The sequence below is a fragment of the Lacticaseibacillus rhamnosus genome (assembly GCF_900636965.1).
GTDB classification, from domain to species: domain Bacteria; phylum Bacillota; class Bacilli; order Lactobacillales; family Lactobacillaceae; genus Lacticaseibacillus; species Lacticaseibacillus rhamnosus.
The window spans coordinates 1,948,691-1,968,511 of the sequence record NZ_LR134331.1 but is presented as its reverse complement, the minus strand read 5'-3'; the positions used below and the strand labels follow the sequence as shown (position 1 = coordinate 1,968,511).

The 19,821-nt window shown below is 46.1% G+C and carries 15 protein-coding genes and 1 pseudogene; 12 read left to right on the top strand and 4 right to left on the bottom strand.

Annotation, left to right across the window (positions count from 1 at the left end):
- Positions 1–547: 547 nt before the first annotated feature.
- Positions 548–4,161: pseudogene (locus tag EL173_RS10025) on the top strand (LysM peptidoglycan-binding domain-containing protein).
- Positions 4,162–4,393: 232 nt separating this feature from the next.
- Here the strand turns inward: EL173_RS10025 and EL173_RS10020 are convergent.
- From EL173_RS10020 to EL173_RS10010, 3 genes are all read right to left on the bottom strand, one after another.
- Positions 4,394–4,918 (bottom strand): DUF3278 domain-containing protein, encoded by a 525-nt coding sequence (locus EL173_RS10020; RefSeq protein ID WP_005692941.1) that lies wholly within the window; start codon positions 4,916–4,918, stop codon positions 4,394–4,396.
- Positions 4,905–5,108, bottom strand: coding sequence for a helix-turn-helix transcriptional regulator (locus tag EL173_RS10015; RefSeq protein WP_005692943.1), 204 nt, complete (start codon positions 5,106–5,108; stop codon positions 4,905–4,907). Before EL173_RS10015 ends, EL173_RS10020 begins: the two co-directional genes overlap by 14 nt.
- Before the next feature lie 197 nt (positions 5,109–5,305).
- Positions 5,306–6,052 (bottom strand): matrixin family metalloprotease, encoded by a 747-nt coding sequence (locus tag EL173_RS10010; RefSeq protein ID WP_014571435.1) that lies wholly within the window; start codon positions 6,050–6,052, stop codon positions 5,306–5,308.
- Positions 6,053–6,253: 201 nt separating this feature from the next.
- Between EL173_RS10010 and EL173_RS10005 the strand changes: the two genes are divergently transcribed.
- The 11 genes from EL173_RS10005 to EL173_RS09950 all read left to right on the top strand — a co-directional run bounded on the left by EL173_RS10005 (position 6,254) and on the right by EL173_RS09950 (position 18,725).
- Positions 6,254–7,096 carry a phosphotransferase gene (locus EL173_RS10005; RefSeq protein ID WP_005692947.1) on the top strand — a complete coding sequence of 281 codons (843 nt, stop codon included), beginning with the start codon at positions 6,254–6,256 and terminating at the stop codon, positions 7,094–7,096.
- Between the two features lie 76 nt (positions 7,097–7,172).
- Positions 7,173–7,571, top strand: a complete 399-nt coding sequence (locus tag EL173_RS10000) for an iron-sulfur cluster biosynthesis family protein (protein WP_014571434.1) — start codon at positions 7,173–7,175, stop codon at positions 7,569–7,571.
- 462 nt (positions 7,572–8,033) lie between these two features.
- A complete protein-coding gene (locus tag EL173_RS09995; RefSeq protein WP_005692952.1) occupies positions 8,034–9,620 on the top strand; it encodes an ATP-binding cassette domain-containing protein in 1,587 nt (528 codons plus the stop codon).
- A gap of 1 nt (position 9,621) precedes the next feature.
- Positions 9,622–11,274: an ATP-binding cassette domain-containing protein gene (locus EL173_RS09990; protein ID WP_014571433.1), complete on the top strand. Its 1,653-nt coding sequence runs from the start codon at positions 9,622–9,624 to the stop codon at positions 11,272–11,274.
- 65 nt (positions 11,275–11,339) lie between these two features.
- Positions 11,340–11,603, top strand: coding sequence for a hypothetical protein (locus tag EL173_RS09985; protein ID WP_005692954.1), 264 nt, complete (start codon positions 11,340–11,342; stop codon positions 11,601–11,603).
- A 968-nt stretch (positions 11,604–12,571) separates the two neighbouring features.
- Positions 12,572–14,242, top strand: coding sequence for a peptide ABC transporter substrate-binding protein (locus tag EL173_RS09975; protein ID WP_005692955.1), 1,671 nt, complete (start codon positions 12,572–12,574; stop codon positions 14,240–14,242).
- Between the two features lie 103 nt (positions 14,243–14,345).
- Entirely contained in the window at positions 14,346–15,296 is a 951-nt protein-coding gene (locus EL173_RS09970; protein ID WP_005685979.1) for an ABC transporter permease, read from the top strand.
- 14 nt (positions 15,297–15,310) lie between these two features.
- Positions 15,311–16,267 carry an ABC transporter permease gene (locus EL173_RS09965; RefSeq protein WP_005685980.1) on the top strand — a complete coding sequence of 319 codons (957 nt, stop codon included), beginning with the start codon at positions 15,311–15,313 and terminating at the stop codon, positions 16,265–16,267.
- Positions 16,268–16,368: 101 nt separating this feature from the next.
- A complete protein-coding gene (locus tag EL173_RS09960; RefSeq protein WP_005716811.1) occupies positions 16,369–16,677 on the top strand; it encodes a hypothetical protein in 309 nt (102 codons plus the stop codon).
- 72 nt (positions 16,678–16,749) lie between these two features.
- Positions 16,750–17,814 carry an ABC transporter ATP-binding protein gene (locus EL173_RS09955; protein ID WP_005692957.1) on the top strand — a complete coding sequence of 355 codons (1,065 nt, stop codon included), beginning with the start codon at positions 16,750–16,752 and terminating at the stop codon, positions 17,812–17,814.
- A 20-nt stretch (positions 17,815–17,834) separates the two neighbouring features.
- On the top strand, positions 17,835–18,725 hold the full coding sequence (locus EL173_RS09950; protein ID WP_014571432.1) for an ATP-binding cassette domain-containing protein: 891 nt from the start codon (positions 17,835–17,837) through the stop codon (positions 18,723–18,725).
- A gap of 390 nt (positions 18,726–19,115) precedes the next feature.
- Here the strand turns inward: EL173_RS09950 and EL173_RS09945 are convergent, their stop codons facing one another.
- Positions 19,116–19,820, bottom strand: a complete 705-nt coding sequence (locus tag EL173_RS09945) for an ABC transporter ATP-binding protein (RefSeq protein WP_019728359.1) — start codon at positions 19,818–19,820, stop codon at positions 19,116–19,118.
- Position 19,821 lies beyond the last annotated feature (1 nt).

The window sequence follows — 19,821 nt, the reverse complement described above, 5'->3', positions numbered from 1 at the left end:
TAAAGCTTTATAATATTATTTGTGGTTGACAGATGATGTGAGGAGCAATTGCCATGGTAAACCTTGTTATTCGCTGGAATCATCGGACGGATAAGGTTTGCGCCACTGTTGGGGTGGTAGTGTATATACTTTCAATCATGTTGCCAACTGCAAGTCGTAGGCAGATCAAGCCGACTTTTTTGAATGCATCATGAAAAGCATATGGGGATGTTCTTTTTTTCGACAAGATGCTTACAAAATATAACAGTCTGTGTGGCGACAATTTTCGTGTGGGGCGAAGATTATCGTTGCGGTTCGTATATCATTAGTTTATTTTAATGGCTTGCAGGATCTGTCTCTTCCTAGTAAGTTGTGCCTTGAATATCCTGTCTATGGCGGGATATTCTTTTAGTTTACGCTGATTTTGATCATTGTGAATTTGCAAATTGATTCTGTAAAAAAGATTTGGTAACTTTTACAAAAATTGTTGAATAGTTTGTATAAAGAAATCGAAAATAGAAGTATAATAACATTTGTATTTAATATTAAAGGATTTGGAGGAGTACAAATGGGAACAACGCAGCGGCGAAAATTTTGGACAGCGCTTACGAACAACGAACATAAGGTGACATTGGTTCATAGTAAGCATCATGGCTGGTTGGCAATTGGATTAACGTTTTTTGCAATGGGGACTGCAGGAATCGCCTTGTCAAGTCAGGGCCAAGTGGTGCATGCAAGTGACCAACAGCCTGCAACGCAGCAAACAGCGACCAATCAGGGCCGAGTTTGGAAAGTTCGTCCAGTAAGCCAAATCGAAGCACAGATTAAAGCTTCCGAGACAGGCTCGACGAATTACAACATTCAGTGGGGTGACACGCTTTCAACAATCAGTGAAGCGCTGAATCACACCGGCTTCACAACATCGGTAGCGCGACTGGCAGCCATTAATCGGATCGCCAACGTGGACTTGATTTATGCCGGTGCCAAGTTATCCCTGCAAGGTAGCGGTGACAATGCGACAGTCACGACGCAAGACACCTCGGGAAATAATCAAACATTTAATTTAAATCCAGCAAAACCGGCTACCCTTACACCGGCCCAACAAGCTGAGGCTAAATATACTGTAGTTGGCGGATCAACTGGCGGCACTTCAAATGGTGGCGCGTCACCTGCTCCTGCTGTCACACCTAATCCCGGCAGTACCGATAAGGATGCCCTCCAAAAACAACTGGAAGCGATCCAAGCGGCTAAGGATAAAGCAGAAGCTGAAAAAGCAGCGGCCGAAAAAGCCCAACGTGAAGCAGAAGCTAAGTTGACCGTCTTGTTGAACAATGAAAATACGGAGACGTTGGCGCAGTTGCAAGCCAAACGAACTGCAGCGCAAAAGGCAGTTGATGCAGCCAAGGCTAAAGTGGCGGCCACGCAAGAAAAGCTTCAAGCTGCTCAAACAGCAGCACAGCAAGCACAAACAGCTGCTGACCAGACAAATGCGGCAGTTGCTGCAAAACAAGCCGCCGTTGATCAGAGCACAGCCCAAGTCAACAGCGTCACCACGCAACTGAGCGATTTGCAGAATCAACTAAATACGCTGGCAGATCAAGTGAAGACCAACCCAGATTCACAATCAAAGGTTAATGAAACAAAAGCCCAGTTGGCAGTTGCACAACAAAAGCTGACAAGTTATGAAGGCCAGTTAGCCGATGCAACTACAGCTCTGACTCAAGCAAAGCAAACAGCTAGTCAAGCGGGACAAAAATTAACCGCAGCCACCCAAGCGGTTAATGCGGTTAAAAATGAGGCTACGACAGCCCAAAATGAATTTGACCAAGCTGAAACAACTTTGAAAGCTTTACCCGCATCCGTGACGAGTCAAAACAGCCAAGAAGCAGAAACCGTTAAAGCTCAGTTGGCTGATTTGAAGGTCAAAGTAAACCAATTAGATACAACGATTGATACGCTTAACGCTCAAATTGCAACGTGGCAAGATCGTTTGGCAACGGCACAAGATGATGCTGCGACAGCTCAGACTGACTTGGCCGCTGCTAAAACCAAGGCTGAGAAAGTCGACACAACCGACCATCAACAGACTGTAAAAGCTGCTCAAACATCAGTTGCTGACGCTAAGAAGACTTTACCAACGATCTATGTGCCAAAGAACACTGACAAGAAAGTCACCATCAACAAAGACGAAAATGGCCAGACGCTCAACAACTTGGACGGGTACAAACTCATCACTGCCGGAACGCCTGTCAAGTCGGTTCAGACTTCTAGCAACGGTGACACAATCACGACTTATACAACGACCAATGTTTATCATAAGATTGCCTATCAGACAGTTAACAAAACGGTCAATGTGGATCAGTCCGGAAATGCGTTAACAAACACAGATGGCTATACTAAAGTTTCTGTATCGAGACAAGTTGCTGAATCAACCGATCCTAAGACTGGCGATGTCACGACGACGGTTACATTAACCACTGTTTGGAAGAAGACGGAAACGCCAACGCATACTACGGTCAACAAGACTGTGAACGTGGATCAGTCGGGCAAGGTTTTGACAAGCACAGATGGCTATACAGAAGTTTCACGTTCTAGCAAGTCGGAAGACACCAAGGATAACGCTGGCAACATCACCACAACGGTTACGACCACCATTGTCTGGAAAAAGAATGAGACCCCAACGCACACCACCGTCAACAAGACCGTGAATGTGGACCAGTCAGGTAAGGTTCTGACAAGCACAGATGGCTATACAGAAGTTTCACGTTCCAGCAAGTCAGAAGACACCAAGGATAACGCTGGTAACATCACCACGACGGTTACGACTACAATTGTCTGGAAGAAGAACGAGACGCCAACCCACACCACCGTCAACAAGACTGTGAACGTGGATCAGTCGGGCAAGGTTTTGACAAGCACGGCTGGTTATACGGAAGTTTCCCGCTCCAGCAAGTCGGAAGATACCAAGGATAATGCTGGCAACATCACCACAACAGTTACGACCACGATTGTTTGGAAGAAGAACGGGGCCACAACGCCAGCCATTGTGAACAAGACCGTCAATGTGGACGAAGCAGGTAACGTTTTAACTAGTGTTGACAACTACTCGCTTGTTAACAGTTCAAAAACGTCTAAAGAAGACCCAAGCTCATCGACAACAACCTTCACCACGACCAACGTTTGGAAAAAGAATACCGATCCAAACGAAACAATCATCAATAAGTTTGTTAACGTTGATGATCAAGGCCACGAGCTAACTTCTACTGATGGGTATGTTTACATTGGTGGAGGATCAGCTACAAGTTGGTTAACGACTAGTGATGGTCACAAGACAACAACAATGACCTACACAAGCACGTATCACAAGCCACAAGCTAAAACCATTACAAAAGAAGTTGATGTAGACGAAGGCGGCAATACCTTGACTGATAAGACGGGTTACGTCAAGATTTCGTCAACGCCAATTACAACAGTATCGAAGGATCCGAATACTTGGGATACAACAACGACGATCACGACGAAAAATGTTTGGCGCAATGTGGAAGCTGCAGGAACCATTATCGGCGCAATTAAGAGTGTCAACGATGCTACCACGCAGCTGATTCAAACGCAGATCGAAAAGAATGATCGGAAAGTTTCGATTGAACAAGCCGCACAGTACACAGATAAAGATCTGACTATGGCCGTTATCAAGAAGTTCAATGTGCTGATCAATGGTGAACAGAAGCTGAACAGAAGCGTACCGGTCATGTTCAAACTTCCTTAACTTCAGATCCGAAAGCTTATGAGATGGAAGCACCGCGCGCCGTTGAGGTTATGTTCAAGTTTAGCCACACGCGGCCGGTTAATGCACCAGCAAGTGGTACTGAAGCCGTCACCTATCAAAAAGGCGATCCTTACATGAGCCGAAATACTGAGAACATTTCAATTTCCTCGCTTTGGAAGAAAGATGTCGATGGCAGTGCCGATAAGCTGAGCACTTTGATTGCGGAAGCGATGTTCAAACAATACATTGTGGATGAACGTCCAGAAAACAACCATGGTGAAACAGGCGGTCACTACCAAAACATCATTAATTCTGGCTACAAGAACATCGTCATCGGCGTTTACGTCATTGACGAAGGCTCGTATTACGCAGCCTCAACTGCTGTTGCCACAGGGAATGATGGAACCTTCAATTAACCAATGATCGAAACTGATCGCTAACCACGCTGGTGCTGTGAAGTTTTACATTTCACACGCGGGTTCGATTCCCGCGGTGGTTTTTGTTATATGATCACAAAGAAGCTGAGATTAAATGAGTTCTTAACCTAACTGATGTCTGTGTGAAAAGATAAACTGCCAGAACCATTGCTTATGTGAAAAGCGGTTCTGGCAGTTTTGAAATGTCATCATTGGGCAAGCGAACAACTTTTTAGTCATCGTTACTGATAATCTTAAGGTTTCTTTTTACTGCAAAGAGTATCATAGCGGTGAAGAATACAAAAAAGATGGCGGTTTGGATGAGTCGGTGCTTATCAACCAAACTGGTTAAGAATCCTTGTTCACGCAATGACAGAATGGCGCCCAATAAATGAAAAATAGCGGTGGAAACGATGCTACTTAAGAAAGCTTTTCGCCGGGCACGCTTTAAGGCAGCTGGATAAGCATCGGCTGTCACTTCTTCTTTTCCCAGTCCGTTTTTCCTGATGGCTAGGGTCGTGGTGGCAATCAAGATCAAAAAAATTCCCGTCAGTTGTATGCTGGACATAATATAAAACGCGTCTTCATAACTGTGAAATGGGATAAGGAAAGACATGACATTGATTGTCAGTTCAAAAGTCAGAATTCCGAGGACGGCATGAATGGCTGCGCGTCCGAGAATAGCATAGGCGTGTTCGTCAATTGGTTCTTGAATGCCGAAAATACGGGCGATCAGTTTGCTCTCAAAGTTCTTCATTCTTTTCCCTCCAAAACAATGTGTTGAGATCCGTGCCTAGTGTCCACGACAGTTTGAGACAAAGTTCCAAAGAAGGATTGTATTTCCCATTTTCGATGAGGTTGATCGTTTGTCGGGCAACGCCGATCTTTTCTGCCAAAGCAAGCTGCGAGAGTTTCTTTTCACGGCGAAATTCACGTACACGATTCATGGGAAGCTACCTCCTTTCAAAATAAAATGTCACATTTAATTGACACGGATAGCATACAAGAAGGTTGCTTTTTTGTCAATTATAAATGACATGTTATGAGTCCGAGACAAGATTAAACGGCATCAACAGCAAGTATCGCGCTTGTTGTCGATGCCGTTTAGCTATGATTGGAGAGAGTTGAGAGATTAATTAATAAATTATTGGGCATAAATCGCCTTGAGCCCGGCAATATCGCCATCAGATAATTGCGTAACCCCGCGCGTGACTGGATACATCACCGAATCAGTCGACTGGCTATGATCCAGTCCGAGCGCGTGGCCAAGTTCATGCATGGCCACAGCCGCATTAATGGATTGTGATGGGTAAGCGAGGTTGAGACTGGCGCGGGCATGGTTGATAACGGTAACCTGTGCGCCTAGCGTTTCAACGATAATGGTCGGACCGCCTTCACCAAGCTCAGTGGTACCAAGACTGGCTTGGCTCATGTCTTTTTGATAACTGGAAAAAGTGATTTGATTGTCGCTTCTTTTGCCTTGACCGGGGATGAGCTTAACAATACCGGTTGCGTTATAAGCGCGCACGGCATTGGTGAAGACAGTGTGTTCTGCTTGCGGTAAATTGGCATCAAAATGGTAATAGTAAGTACGCTTAAGGTGTCGGCCTTGGACAATATTCAAGGCCGAGGTGGCTCCTGCTGGCGTACTTGCCGAGCGTGAAGTTGCCTGGCTAGTGGTGCTTGAGGCAAGACTGGTGGAGGAGGAGTCCGCAGATGAATTGCCATGCAGCCAGTTACCAACAGTGTGTGTTGTTGTAGTCCACGCCTGGGCGATACCGGCCTTCACTGTTTCGCGGGTTGTAAACGGAAGCGGACTTTCGGTGCTATAAACCAGAAAAACGCCTGCGACAAGCAAGATCAGCCAAAATAAACGGTTGCGGTGTTTCATGCCCATTGGCCTCATTTCCAAAAAAGAATTTGCTGACTGCGTACGATTATTTTATGCTAACTTAGACGCGGTTGTCGTGCAGCTTTAGACTGATATTTTAACGGTTTTGTAGGGAATCGTCAGCCAGTAGTGTCACAAGTGAACGATCTCACCGAAAAAGCTTGTTAGTGAGCCATCAGTTGAAAAAGTGGAGGGGATCAAATGGATTCTTTATCAAGCGTGCTCCTTGCTTATAACCTTGGTCACGTCACAAAAACGATTCCAATGACAAATGGTAAAAGCAGCATGGCATGGCGAATTGAGACAATATCGGGACCAGTTTTAGTCAAAACAGTTCCCAGTACGGCACAGGCTTTGTTTGAATTTGCGCTAACACAAGCTATTCAAGACGTTGATAGCCGCTTGACGCCAGCAATTTTGTTAACCCAGGCTCAGCAACCATTTATCAGTGTGAACCGGAAAATTTATCAAGTTCAGCGATTCTGGGAACACCATCCCTCTGCACCTACATTAGCGGCAGCACTAAACTGTTATCTAAAAATTCGGAAGGGCTTAGATCAGTTTGAATATGATTGGCAACCGCAAGATCCGCAACCACTGCAGCAACTGTGGCAAAAGCAGCATCCCAAGTTGCAGCAAACTCAGCCGGCAATTTATGCACATTTGGTTTCTCAGATAGAATCGCTGCTCTTGCTCGACCAAGCTCAGGAAGCATGGGTGCATGGCGACTTAGGACGGTGGAACTTGCTCACAATGACGAATAGGCAAGTTGGTGTCATCGACTTTGGGCAAGCTCGTCGCGGTCCGCGATTTTTGGACTTTGCGGCTCTTTATCATGGTTTTATGCCGAGGCAGAGAGTCGCACTATCTGTCTATACTGAGCGTTTTTGCTGTTTAGCTGGTATTAGTGAAGGTGATCGGTTAATTTTTTTAGCAACGGTGCGCTTGTGGTTGGTAAAAGGGCTATTGGTGGCTGTTGATAAGGCTCCAGATGCGATTAAAGTCTTTGATCAAGCGTGTCATCAGGTTGAACAATTGGCGTAATCTTCCTCGCACACAATTGATTTTCCTCACAAAAAGTGGCACACTAAAAGTAAGTAACAGGAAAGGTGACGGTAAGATGGCAACGATCAAGTTATCGCAGTCGTTTGTTGATTTGATGAAGAAGAAGCATTTTGACCAGAAGATTCTGTTGTTGATTGCTGATGATGGCGGCGGGCGGTATTCTTTACAAGGCGGGGCCTGCAGTATCGGCACAAAGTTTACGTTAATTGTCCTTGATGAACCGGATCCGGATTATCAAGTAAAATTGGAAAATGATGCCGGATTGCAACTGTACACTTCCGACTATGACATGATTTTCTTTGCAAGTGGCTTGGCGATGGACTTTAAGCAAGGCGCGATCAGTATCAAAGATGACGCTCATGCTTATTTGGACGGAAGCGTTCGAATTGCCAAGGGTTCAGATGTGTTGGCGGCCTTTAAGAAGGGCATCCTGATGAGTGGCGCTACTTGCTAGTTATTCGCGGCAGTATTAGAAAATAAGTAAATTAGACGACACTGGCGATGGAAATTTCGTTGTCAGTGTCGTTTTTTGTCTAACCGCAGTGAGCTAGTCAATAACGTTAATAGGCAAGCACAGCATGTGAATGTTTGTAAACTCACCGTAGATTTTTTTAAATGACAAACCTTCTTCGTTGCCTTTTGACCAAATAATTGGTACTATTGCACCATAAAATAACAAGTCGAACGGAGGCTTTTTCCAATGCGGATCAAAGACCGATTTACCCCATCAAAACTTAATGTCGGGGCTGCGCTTGGTGCAGGGTTCTTTGATGCGCTTCGCAGGTAGACTTTCGGTCGGTCATAAAATGGGATTAACGTTAGGCGGCTGAGAGGTCGTCTTTTTGTTTGCCATTGTGCAGTCCTAAGTAGTCGATTCGATTGGTTTGGCCAGTCGGAGGAAGCGAGGGGACATGCAATGCAAAAAATCATGCAAATCGGTGCCTTGAAGAAACGATGGTTGTTGGGATTATTCATTTTGCGGGTTGCCATTGATGGGTTTAATGTGGCGATTTCGATGTTGATTCAGCTGGGATTGACCGCTGCATTAGCAGGTCACACAGGGATGCTGATAGGTGTTTTTGCTGGCATGCTTGCAGCAACAGTGGTCTATACCGGACTCTACTGGCTGTCAGGCGTTGTCATGGAGCGGCTAAAACGACGCTTGAGTGTGGCAGTCGCCCGGGCGTTGATGGCAAGTTTCTTGGCGGGGGATGCTCAAGATGTACCGGATGCGGGTGTGGCAACGAATTTACTGATCACGGATACGCAGAATGTGATGCAATTTTTGGACAGTGGTGTGCTGCCGTTGGTTGATTTTGGCATGACAGTTAGTTTAGGACTGGTGTATGTCGCGACACAATCTTGGCAGTTGGCCGTGGCTTTCATTGGATTTGGGCTTTTATTTGCCTTGGTGTCGCGCCATTTATTTCGCCGCCAAAATCAGGCACAAACCAGTTTAATTGCGGTGGATGATCGGCATAAGGGATTTTTCAATAACTTTTTGGCAAACTTTGAGCCGGTTCGTAATCTGAATGTCTTTGGTTATATTCGGCAGCGGCATCAAACCATTTTTCAGGAAGCGCAACCGGCTATTCGGCAACTGGCAGGCGCAACCGGGGCGCTGGCAGGTATTTTTAATGGCGGCATTTATTTGGCAGAGGTGCTGACACTGGCGCTAGGGTTTGGCTTGCTTCCACTGACGCATCAATCTGTTGCCGGTGTTTTGGGAGCCTGGAATGCCGGTGTAGGGTCCATTCTGTGGCCGTTTTTAGGATTGGCTCCAACCATTGGCTATCTCGCGCAACAACGGACCTCTCTGAACCGGATTTTGCCGCGCTTGCAGGCATCATCAAAAGTTCAAATCGCGTCTACCGAGATCGATTCGGCACAACTGTTGACCATCGTAGGCGATCAGGTTGCTTTTCATTATCCGCATAGTGAGCGCCAATTATTACGAGGATTGAATTTTAAAATCCATAATCGCGGGATCACTTTTATCGTTGGGGCAAACGGTGCTGGCAAAACAACGCTGATGAAATTGATCCTCGGCGATTTGACGCCAACATCTGGTCAGATTAGGCTCCAGGGATCCGTAGATAAAGTCACCCCGGCTGAATTAATGGCATTTGTCCCGCAACGCAGCGTGATGTTTACCGCTTCGGTGACGGCCAATTTGCTTTTGAACACGGAGGCTTCGTCACCTCAGATAAGACCGTTACTGGAAAAACTTGGGCTGGGAAAATATGCTGAGGATCTCAATCAGATTCTTCAGCCTGCACAGTTATCGCCGGGTGAACAGCGGCGATTCGGCATTGCCCGCGCCTTGCTTTCAAATCGTCCGTGGCTAGTCTTGGATGAGCCGTTCTCGGATATTGATGCTGCCAACCAGATGGCAGTGATGCAAGTGTTGCGACAGGCTGCCCACACCCACGGCATTTTGATGATCACGCATACGTTTAATTTTGTCACTTCTGCTGATCAAATCATTAAGGTGGGTGAATAAGATGACTGAATTAAAGCAGTTTTGGCATCTTTTTAGTACGCGGATTGTGCCAGTGCTATGGATTATTGCCATGATTTGTGCCGCAATTGAGTTTGGGTTAGCGCGGTTGATTCAACGGTTGACCCAGCGAGGTGCACTTACCATGCCGTTGATGATGATGGCTGTTGTAGCAGCAGGGGTGATTGGCGGTGGTCGCTGGCTCATCGCACGCTGGCAAACGCAGGCACATTATCAACTCACCCAAACGCTGCAATCACGTTTAATGGCAGCACTAATGAACGGACCGGTTGCAGTCGATCTTGAAGCTCGAAATGAACGGCTCAATAGTTTGACAACCGAAGCGCCACTAGCAGCACCTTTGTTTATCAAATCGGTAACGGCTATTTTAGTCGGATTACTTTCATTTCTCGCTGCCAGTCTATTTGGCTGGTTAAGCTCCTGGCCGTTGATGCTCATCATTATTGGGTTGTGCTTGACGGCTTTGCTGATTCCTAAAGTAATGGCCGGTCGTTTAACTCAGGCACAAGACACGCAACAATCTGAAAATGCGCGGATGCAAGCAGCACTGTTAGAAATTCTCGCCGGAAGAATGCTTCTGAAAGATTATCAAAAAGAACAGTTTGGTTTGCAACTATTTAGCCGAACATACCAAAGCTTTGCTAATTCCCAATATCGCATGGGCCTGCAACAAACCGGTACGATTGTCATGGGGTTTGCACTGGGCTTATTTGTTGATATTGTGATTTTGGGCGTGGAATTACTGTTTGTCGGCTTCAAATTTATCTCCATCGGGCAATTTGCTGCGTTTGCAATGCTGACGCCCAGTTTTACCTGGTTATTTTACAGTATGCCAGACCAGTACGCTCAGTTATCACGGAATCTAGTTGCAGCTAAAAGAATCTTCGGGTTAATTGTGCCGTTACAAGCAGCATCGAGAAATGTTGCTGCTGAAAGCCAAGAAGCGCCCTCAGCTCACCAGCCAAAAAACTCGGTACAACAGTTGCTTCTCAAACACATCACTTACACGTATCCAGATGCATCTCGGCCGGTTTTGGCGCAATTGGACTTAAAGTTAAATGTGGCGGCACATGAAAAGATTCTGATCACAGGGCCAAGCGGTGGCGGTAAATCAACTTTGATTCGAATTATCTTGGGGCTTTTATCACCGCAAGCGGGCAGTGTTCAAATAGAACCGGCTACTCTTGAAGCTCCACGCCAACTTGCGCACATCATCGGCTTTGTACCCCAAGTGGTGGCTTTGTTTGATGATACGTTGCGGCAAAACATCGCGCTTGACCGCAATGTAAGCCAGACGGCACTATCGGAAGTGTTAGTCCAGACTGATTTACAGACATTTGTCCAGCGATTGCCAGAAGGACTCGCCACGCCGCTTCATGGCCAGACAAGAGCCAATGTTTCGGCCGGTGAATTACAAAAGATTGGTTTGGCACGGGCACTTTTGGCACGACGGAATGTTTTGGTGTTAGACGAGCCCTTTGCAAATTTGGATGCCGCCGCCGCAAAAAGCCTCAGTCAACGATTGCGTCAACTACCAGTCGCATTGATTGTCATTTCGCACCGCCAAGATGTTGAACAATTTTGGGATCGCGCGCTGCAGTTAGAACATGGACGGTTGAACGAAGCCAAGCTTTGAATAAAAGTAATTGGCAAGCGCTCTCATTTTCCGTATAGTGAAGATACCAAGAAAGGAGATAGAGAATGTTTAACTGGTTGATTTTGGGACATATCGTATTTGGCCTCATTGCATTTGTTGGGTCGTTGCTGTTGGCGCTTGGTTTCCGTACCTCCTTTGCCAGCCTGACAGCGATGCAGCAATGGGGGATTGGCCTTTCGATCGGCGGCCTGTTTGCCACGATGGCCTTCGTTATGTTCACAGCGGCGAATATCGTACCTGCGCTATTATTCATCGGCGCTGGCTTAGCACTTTTATGGATCCTTTTCCATCAACGCGCGAAGGCCTGAAGTGTCTATGCTATTTACTGGGAAAGTCGACTGAGCGCTTACTCGGTCGGCTTTTTTAAAAGAGCAAAAAGTTAAGCTGATGAAGCAAGTCAGATTTTGGATAGATTTAAATAAAACACTTTTAAATGAACACAGCTGGCAACATATACACGATTATGGACGTGTCAAATTGATTCGTTGTTCGCGGAGACATTTAGCACTCGTTCAGGCCCTGACTCAAATATTAATTTTGCAATTAAAAAAGTGTTTTTTAAAGCGAATTAAAAGTGGCTGAGTATCTACCAAAACTGATATACCAGTTTTTCTTAATGTTATTTAGTTTCCTGATGAGACATTTCTACAAAATTACCCGTTGACGAACCGTTTTTTTAAAAGTATGCTAATGACAATTTCTTCGAGAGGAGTTCACGTGATGACCCAGTTTAACCAAGTCATGTCCATGTGCATGTGCAGCTGCTATGAACAACATAGCGGTTCTATTTACATGGCTGGAGATTGGCTTAGGTGACGGTAATCACGTGACTTGAACGAAGAACGAAACTGGCGGTGTATCTAGAATCCTAGATGCACCGCCAGTTTTTATTTTCTAACGCGTTTGCTGGCGTAGAAATATGGGTGTAGGAAATTTGGCTAAAATGATCAATGCCGGGCCCGGTTATCATATGCAAAGCCACCGTTCTTACGCGCGCTGACTCACGCTCCATAACGCGTTCACCGGCGCAGAAGTCTACGTGTAAGGACCTCAGCCGCAATGGCCAAAGTGCGGCCATCACGTCTGAGGCCGCTTACACTCCGACTTCTAAGCGCGCCGGTTCACGCTCACTATAACGCGTTCGTCAGCGCAGGAATCTGCGTGTAAGGACCTTGGTCGCAATGGCCAAGACCGGGCCATCACGCCCAAGGCCGCTTACACTCCGATTCCTAAGCGTGCTGACTCACGCTCACTATATTTTAGGAGATGGCTTTTTATGAAAAAGCACCATTTGTTAACGGCACTTATTACAGGCGTTGCGCTTGCGACGTTGTTGGTCGGTTGCGGAGGTCGGAGTGGTTCGGCGTCTGGGAATGCTCAGACGCTGAATCTAACTGAAGAAGATGACCCGACGACATTGGATGTCAATGATATGCGCAATGCCAATGAAAATGACATTTTATCTGAAGTGCAGGAAGGGTTGACGACGATTGAATCGGCAAATGGTAAGGATAAAGTTGTCTTAACTGGGGCTAAATCCTATACCAAGTCGGCAGATGGTCTTACTTATACTTTCAAGTTGCGTGATGCTAAGTGGTCAGATGGCAAAGCGGTGACGGCTCAACAATACGTCGATTCTTTCCGGCGGCTGTTGAAGAAGAAAAATGCCTTTTCGCAGGCCACCAATGCTTACTTCATCAAAGGTGCAGAGGCCTATAACACTGGAAAAGGCAGTGCCGAAGACGTTGGCGTGAAGGCAATTAACAAGAAAACTCTCCAGATTCAGCTTGCTTATGCTTACCCATCGCTTTTGTCAGACATGGCGTCAGTGATTTATTATCCGGTTCGACTCGACAAGATCAATCAGGTCGGCAATAAAAAGTGGAAAACAGACGTTAAGGATCAAGTGTTCAATGGGCCCTTTAAGCTGACTTCATGGAAGAAGAACGACAAGATCACACTGAAGAAGAACCCATCGTACTGGAATGCTAAAAAGGTAAAACTGCAGACCGTTACTTATACCACAACGAGTAAGCCGTCAACTGTTCTGTCGTTGATGCAAAGTGGTCAGTTAGATGCCTTGTCAGCTTCGGGTAAACAGATTGCTGACTTTAATAAACTTGCCAAGAGTAATAAGCTGACTTCTCGCACGCAAGATGGTGCCGGTACCACGGTCTTGATTATGAATCAGCACAATGGCGGAACGCAGGGGCTGTTCAAGAATACCAAAGTTCGCGAGGCGTTTTCATTGTCAATTAATCGCAATGATTACAATAAGGCGGTCAGCGATGGTCAGGATAAGTTGACCTATACAATGGCACCGCAAACGCTGAATGTTGGTTCGACCAATTATGGTAAATATGTTGGCAATCCGCTAAAAGAAGCCCAGGCACAATATAATACCAAAGCTAAACGCCAAGCATTGTTGAAGGAAGGCCTGAAAGAGTTAGGTAAGTCAACTGATCTCAGCAAGTTGAATTTTGTCTATTTAACCGTTGGCAGTGATGATACGGGTACTTGGTTGAAACAGGCGATTAAGCAACAATTAGGCGTCAAGGTGACCATCAAAACGGCACCAGATGATGCCAGCTTTGTTCAATTGCGTAATAAAAATCAATACGACTTGCTGGGCAATGGCTGGTTGGCCACAGCTGATCCGAACTCATATTTGAGCCTATGGAATTCAAACAACGGCTTCCAAAAGTTCTTCGGTGGGTACAGTAGCAAGACTTTTGACGCACTCGACAACAAACTGAACGGTAATTTGACCACTAAAGAACGCCTAGCTTTGTACAAACAACTGGAAACGCAATTGGTTGCCAAAGACTTTGGCGTCGTACCGTTAACCAACCCACAGTCACGGATTTACATCAATAAGTCGGTTAAGAATCTGCAAACAACGGTGTTTGGCGGAACCTTTAACTACACTTATGCATCAAAAAAGTAACCAATTGAAAACATTCGTCGTTCTTTTGACTAATGTAAGTTAAGACTGTTGGGAGATGGCAATAAATGGCAAACCATGATTTTGAAAATAGGTGGTTGCACTTATGATTAAGCTGATCATTCGGCGTTTCATCGAATTGCTGATATCGACCTTTTTAATAGCAACTGCAACGTTCTTCTTGATATCTGCAGTACCAGGCGATGCGTTGAGTGCGCAGACCGATAAGTTGCCGGAAGCCACACGGGAACAAGTCTATAAAAATACTGGTCTGGACAAGCCGGTTTTAGAGCGGTATGCCATCACGATGAATAACATGGTACATGGGCAATTTGGTGAGTCGATTAGTGACCCTTCTGTGACCATGAGCAGTTTGATTCGTGATCGGTTGCCAGCATCGGCCCGGCTGGGTATTCAGCAGATGCTGCTAGGCATTCCGCTGGGGCTGTTGCTTGGCATTTTGGCGGCGGTTTATAAAAACACCTGGATTGATCGTGTCATTACGATTTTGGCACTGTTCTTAATGTCAATTCCCAGTTTGGTGTTGGGCCTGCTTTTGCAGAGTTATTTTGGCGGAAAACTTGGCTGGTTTCCGATTATTGGCTGGCCAAGCGGTGATCAGACTTGGTGGGGTGGCTGGATTTATACGGTCCTGCCAACCATTGCTGGTGGCATTGGCTACATTGCGGGTTATGCGCGTTTATTGAAAAATTCAATGGTCGATGTTGGCTCAAGTGAGTATGTCATGACGGCACGCGCGAAAGGATTGTCAGAGCCGCAAATTGTCTTACACCATATCGTGCGAAATGCCTCCATTCCAATTATTACGTCATTACCGGTTACCTTGGCATTCGGTATTACCGGATCGGTGTTTATCGAAAGTATTTTCGTCATTCCGGGTGTCGGGCAATATTTTGTCACGGCACTGAATAATCGGGACGTTCCGATTATCATGGGCGAAACGGTGCTGCTGGCGATCTTGTATATTGTCACGATGTTCATCACGGATTTACTGTATACACTGGCTGATCCGCGAATTAAACTCTATGACAACTGAAGGGAGATGGACGAATGGCTGCAAGTGATACGGATTTTCATTTTGTTCAGGCAAGTGGCAATTTTAGTACGCCAACTGTGCTGACCGAGCCAGACCAAGTCGCGACCATCGAAGCAAATGCTCCCAAAAGTATCAGTTTCTGGGCATCGGCTCGCCAAAAGTTGTTAAAGGATCGGCTTGCTGTTGCCTGGGGGATCATTTTGATCTTAATCGTATTGGCGGCGTTAATTGGTCCACAGATTCAACATTATGATCCTAACCTCATTCGTGTTAACAGTCGTAATGTTGGCCCAAGTGCCGCTCACTGGTTTGGAACTGATCGCTTAGGTCGGGATTTGTTTACCCGAACCTGCATTGGCGTTCAGGTGTCATTGATGGTCGCTATTTTGAGCACTTTTTTGGCCATTGGTTTTGGAACCATTTATGGGATGATCATGGCTTTCTTTGGCGGCTGGGTTGACGAAATCTTGATGCGGATTATTGAAGTGTTTAATTCGTTACCGGGCTTGCTCATTACGATGCTGATTATGGTGGTTTTAGGCAATGGTATGTGGACGATGCTATTTGCCTTGGCGGTTACCAGTTGGTCTGGTTCAGCGCGGCAGGCTCGCGGATTGGTGATGCAGTTGCGGGGCTTGGATTATGTTACAGCGGCAGTGATGTTGGATACACCGTTGTGGCGGATTATGGCGCGGCATCTGGTTCCCAACATGATGAGTATTTTGATTCTGGATATTGGCCAAAGCATTCCGGATAACATTTTCGGTGAAGCCAGTCTTAGTTTCCTAGGGCTGGGGATTCAAGCACCGAATACGAGTTTGGGAATTTTGATTGCTAATGGTCAAGACCAGATGCTCCAACATCCGTTGCAACTGTACATCCCGATTTTGATTTTAATCGCCATTGTCTTTGCGTTTAACATTCTGGGGGATGGCTTGCGTGATGCGTTGGATCCAAAGTTTCAGGACTAATTGAACCGACTGCCGGCAACGAGAAGTGTTTCGTCAGGAAAACTTCACCCAAAAGCCGTTGCTCAGGCAGTCGCGATGAGAAGGATTGAAGGAGGACCATCATGATTCAAAAACATCCCTGGCAAGTCATCACCGCTTTATTTGTCGGCTTGTTTGTCACAACAACCGGCTTTTCCCTGACGCATGAGCCCGTGTTAGTGGCTTTGCTGTGGGGGTTGCATCAAACTTTTTGGCTGCTAGTTGGCTTAGCGTTACTTGCAGTCGGCATTAAATTACTGCTACACACGCGGCGACCGCATGCTGCTTTAACCAGTCGCTTTCTTGGCAGCCTCCCCGGAAATGGTCAATTGGCACTTGTGGCAGCGATTAACCTGCTGGGTGGTGCGTTAATTGATTTGTATTTGTACTGACAAGCAACGCGATCTAGAATCGTTTATACAAAGCAGTAAAATGGCTAAACTAATTCATGAAAGGGGCGCGGCATGACTGATATTGTTTCCATTAAGAATTTAAACGTGACATTTCATGAAGCAAATGAAAATGTTTATGCGGTCAATAGCGTCAACCTGACTTTGCATCAAGGTGAGACGCTGGCATTGGTAGGCGAATCAGGATCGGGCAAATCGGTAACCACGCATGCGTTATTAGGCTTACTGGGTAAGGATGCCGAGGTCAAAGCGGACGTCATGCGATATGGTGACACCGATCTTTTACATGCAAGCAAAAAAGCTTATACCCATTTACGCGGTCAGGAATTGGGCTTGATTTTTCAAGACTCGCTCAGTGGCCTTAACCCGACCATGCGGATTGGCCGTCAAATCGGTGAAGGCGTCAAAGCACATCAACATCTACATGGCGCGGCGTTGAAAAAAGCGGTGTATGCTTCTATTCAAGATGTCGGCCTCGATGATCCTGCTTTGATTGCCCGCAAGTATCCGCATGAACTTTCCGGCGGGCAACGGCAACGAGCGATGATTGCGATGGCTTTGATTATGCACCCGAAAGTATTAGTCGCAGATGAACCGACCACGGCTTTGGACGTTACCTTGCAGGCACAAGTCTTGGATTTGATTAAGACCCAGAAGGCGAAACATGATCTAAGTGTCATTTTTATCACCCATGATCTCGGCGTGGTGGCTAACATTGCCGATCGGGTGGCGATTATGTATGCCGGGAAAATCGTGGAAGTCGGCACTGCCAATGAAATCTTTTACAATCCGCAGCATCCCTATACATGGGGCTTGTTGGATGCCGTTCCGAGTTCGGATGACCAGCGGGAGCAGTTGTTTACGCTACCGGGAACGCCGCCGGATATGCGCAAACCAATCACAGGTGATCCGTTTGCACCGCGTAATCCTTATGCGATGGCGATTGACTTTAAAGAAGCACCGCCGTTGTTTCAGGTATCGCCTACCCATTTTGTTCGCTCGTGGCTGCTTGATCCGCGCACACCAAGCTATCAGCCGCCAGTGACGATTCAAAAACGGTGGGAACGGTTTGCAGATATGACGGAAAAACCGCAAACCATTGTCGCGAGTCAGGCTTAGGTAAAGGGAGATGATCATGTTTGACAGCACCATTGTTTACCATTGACGACCTGAGTGTTACGTTTCATAAAGGCCGCCAGCCCATTAAAGCAGTGGATCATATTAGCTTCACAATTGAGCCGGGGACAACGGTGGGGTTGGTTGGCGAATCGGGCTCTGGCAAAACCACCACGGGTCGCGCCATTGCTGGTATCGGGCCGATTTCAGGCGGCAACGTGCGCTTTTTGGATCAGTCAATTCAGCATTTTTCCCGTACTGAGCGCAAGCAGTTTCGGCGCCAAGTTCAGATGGTTTTTCAAGATCCGTTTGCGTCGCTGAATCCGCGGCAAAAAGTGGCGGATATTATTGCAGAAGGCATTGATAACTTCCATTTGGCTGGCTCGCATCAGGAACGAATGGATCAGGTCTTGCAGCTGTTGGCGCAGGTCGGATTACCACCGGACGCCATTAATCGGTTTCCGCATGAATTTTCAGGTGGTCAGCGGCAGCGGATTGGGATCGCGCGCGCTTTAGCCGTTCAACCCAAGTTTCTGGTGCTGGACGAACCGATCTCGGCATTAGATGTGTCCATTCAGGCCCAAATTGTGAACCTATTGCGGCGGATTCAAAAAGAGCAGCAGTTGACCTACTTATTTATTGCCCATGATCTATCCATGGTGCACTACATTAGTGACAAAATTGTCGTCATGTACCGTGGTCGGATCGTAGAAGCAGGTGCAACGGAAGCGGTGTATCGCCATCCGCTGCATCCCTATACGCAAACATTACTGGCTTCGGTGCCGCAAGCTGATCCGATTTTTGAACAGCAAAAGACCCATGTTCAATTTGATCATGAACCGATTGCACCCACGGCAAACTTAGTCGAGGCGGCACCGGAGCACTGGGTACTGGCGGCGCAAACTGAAGCGTAATAGGGTTAAATTGTAATAGATGAAGAAATGCCTTGATTATTTGGGCAACAGAAAGTGAATGAAGTTAAACGAAAAGCCTGTGTGACCAGTTGTGGTCAACACAGGCTTTTCTGTTGGAGTAAGTTCTTGGATGGGGATTATTCGATAAAATTTAACCCGAATAATGATTTGCTAGTTGGTACTTTGTTGAACGTCCCTGCCCACTTCTTGAATTTTCTGGTCGCCTTGTAACTCAGCCAAGGCACATTCTATCGTTCACCGGCTAATATCCGGCAACAAACTCTCCAGATTGGCTCTACTCAAAGGTTCATTAATTTATTTCTGTAACAAGAACTTTGAACTCCCCAGATGATAGCTTCCTTTTTATTGATTCAACCAGTTTATTACCGTTTATATTGTAACAGTATTAAACTGTGTCAATTCAATATCTCTTTCAATTTTTCCATCTCTCATCACGATTGTTCGGGAAGTTTTCTCAGCGAGTTCCAAATCATGAGTTACCATAATAATCGTTTTTCCTTGACCCACCAATTCATGAAATAAACCCATTGTCAACTTACGTGAATGGGTATCCAAAGCGCTGGTTGGTTCATCTAAAAAAATAATCTCCGGGTTAGCTAAAATAGTTCGTGCAATAGCCACTCGTTGCTGTTCACCACCTGAAAGTGCGTCAATTGGCTGATTGAGTTCTACTTTCAACTCAAGCCGTGTTGCGATTGCTTCCACGGAGGATTTTTCAATTTTTCGTCCATTCAAGATACCTGGTAACATCAAGTTATCAAAGGCTGATAGCGATGGTATCAATTGATAATCCTGAAAAATAAAGCCAATTTCTTGCCGTCGAAACTTGGCTAATTTTGAAGCACTCCATTCATAAGGAGATTTTCCCTTAATTAGCACTTCCCCTTCAGTAGGTGGCAATAAACTAGATATACAATACAGTAAAGTTGATTTTCCCGAACCTGAAGGACCCACGATCGATACAAATTCTCCTTGCTTTATCTCAAAAGAAATATCACTTAAAACCTCTAACACATTTCCCTGTGCCAACTCAATTTCCTTTTTTAGGTTTTTTACCACAACAACTTCATTCATC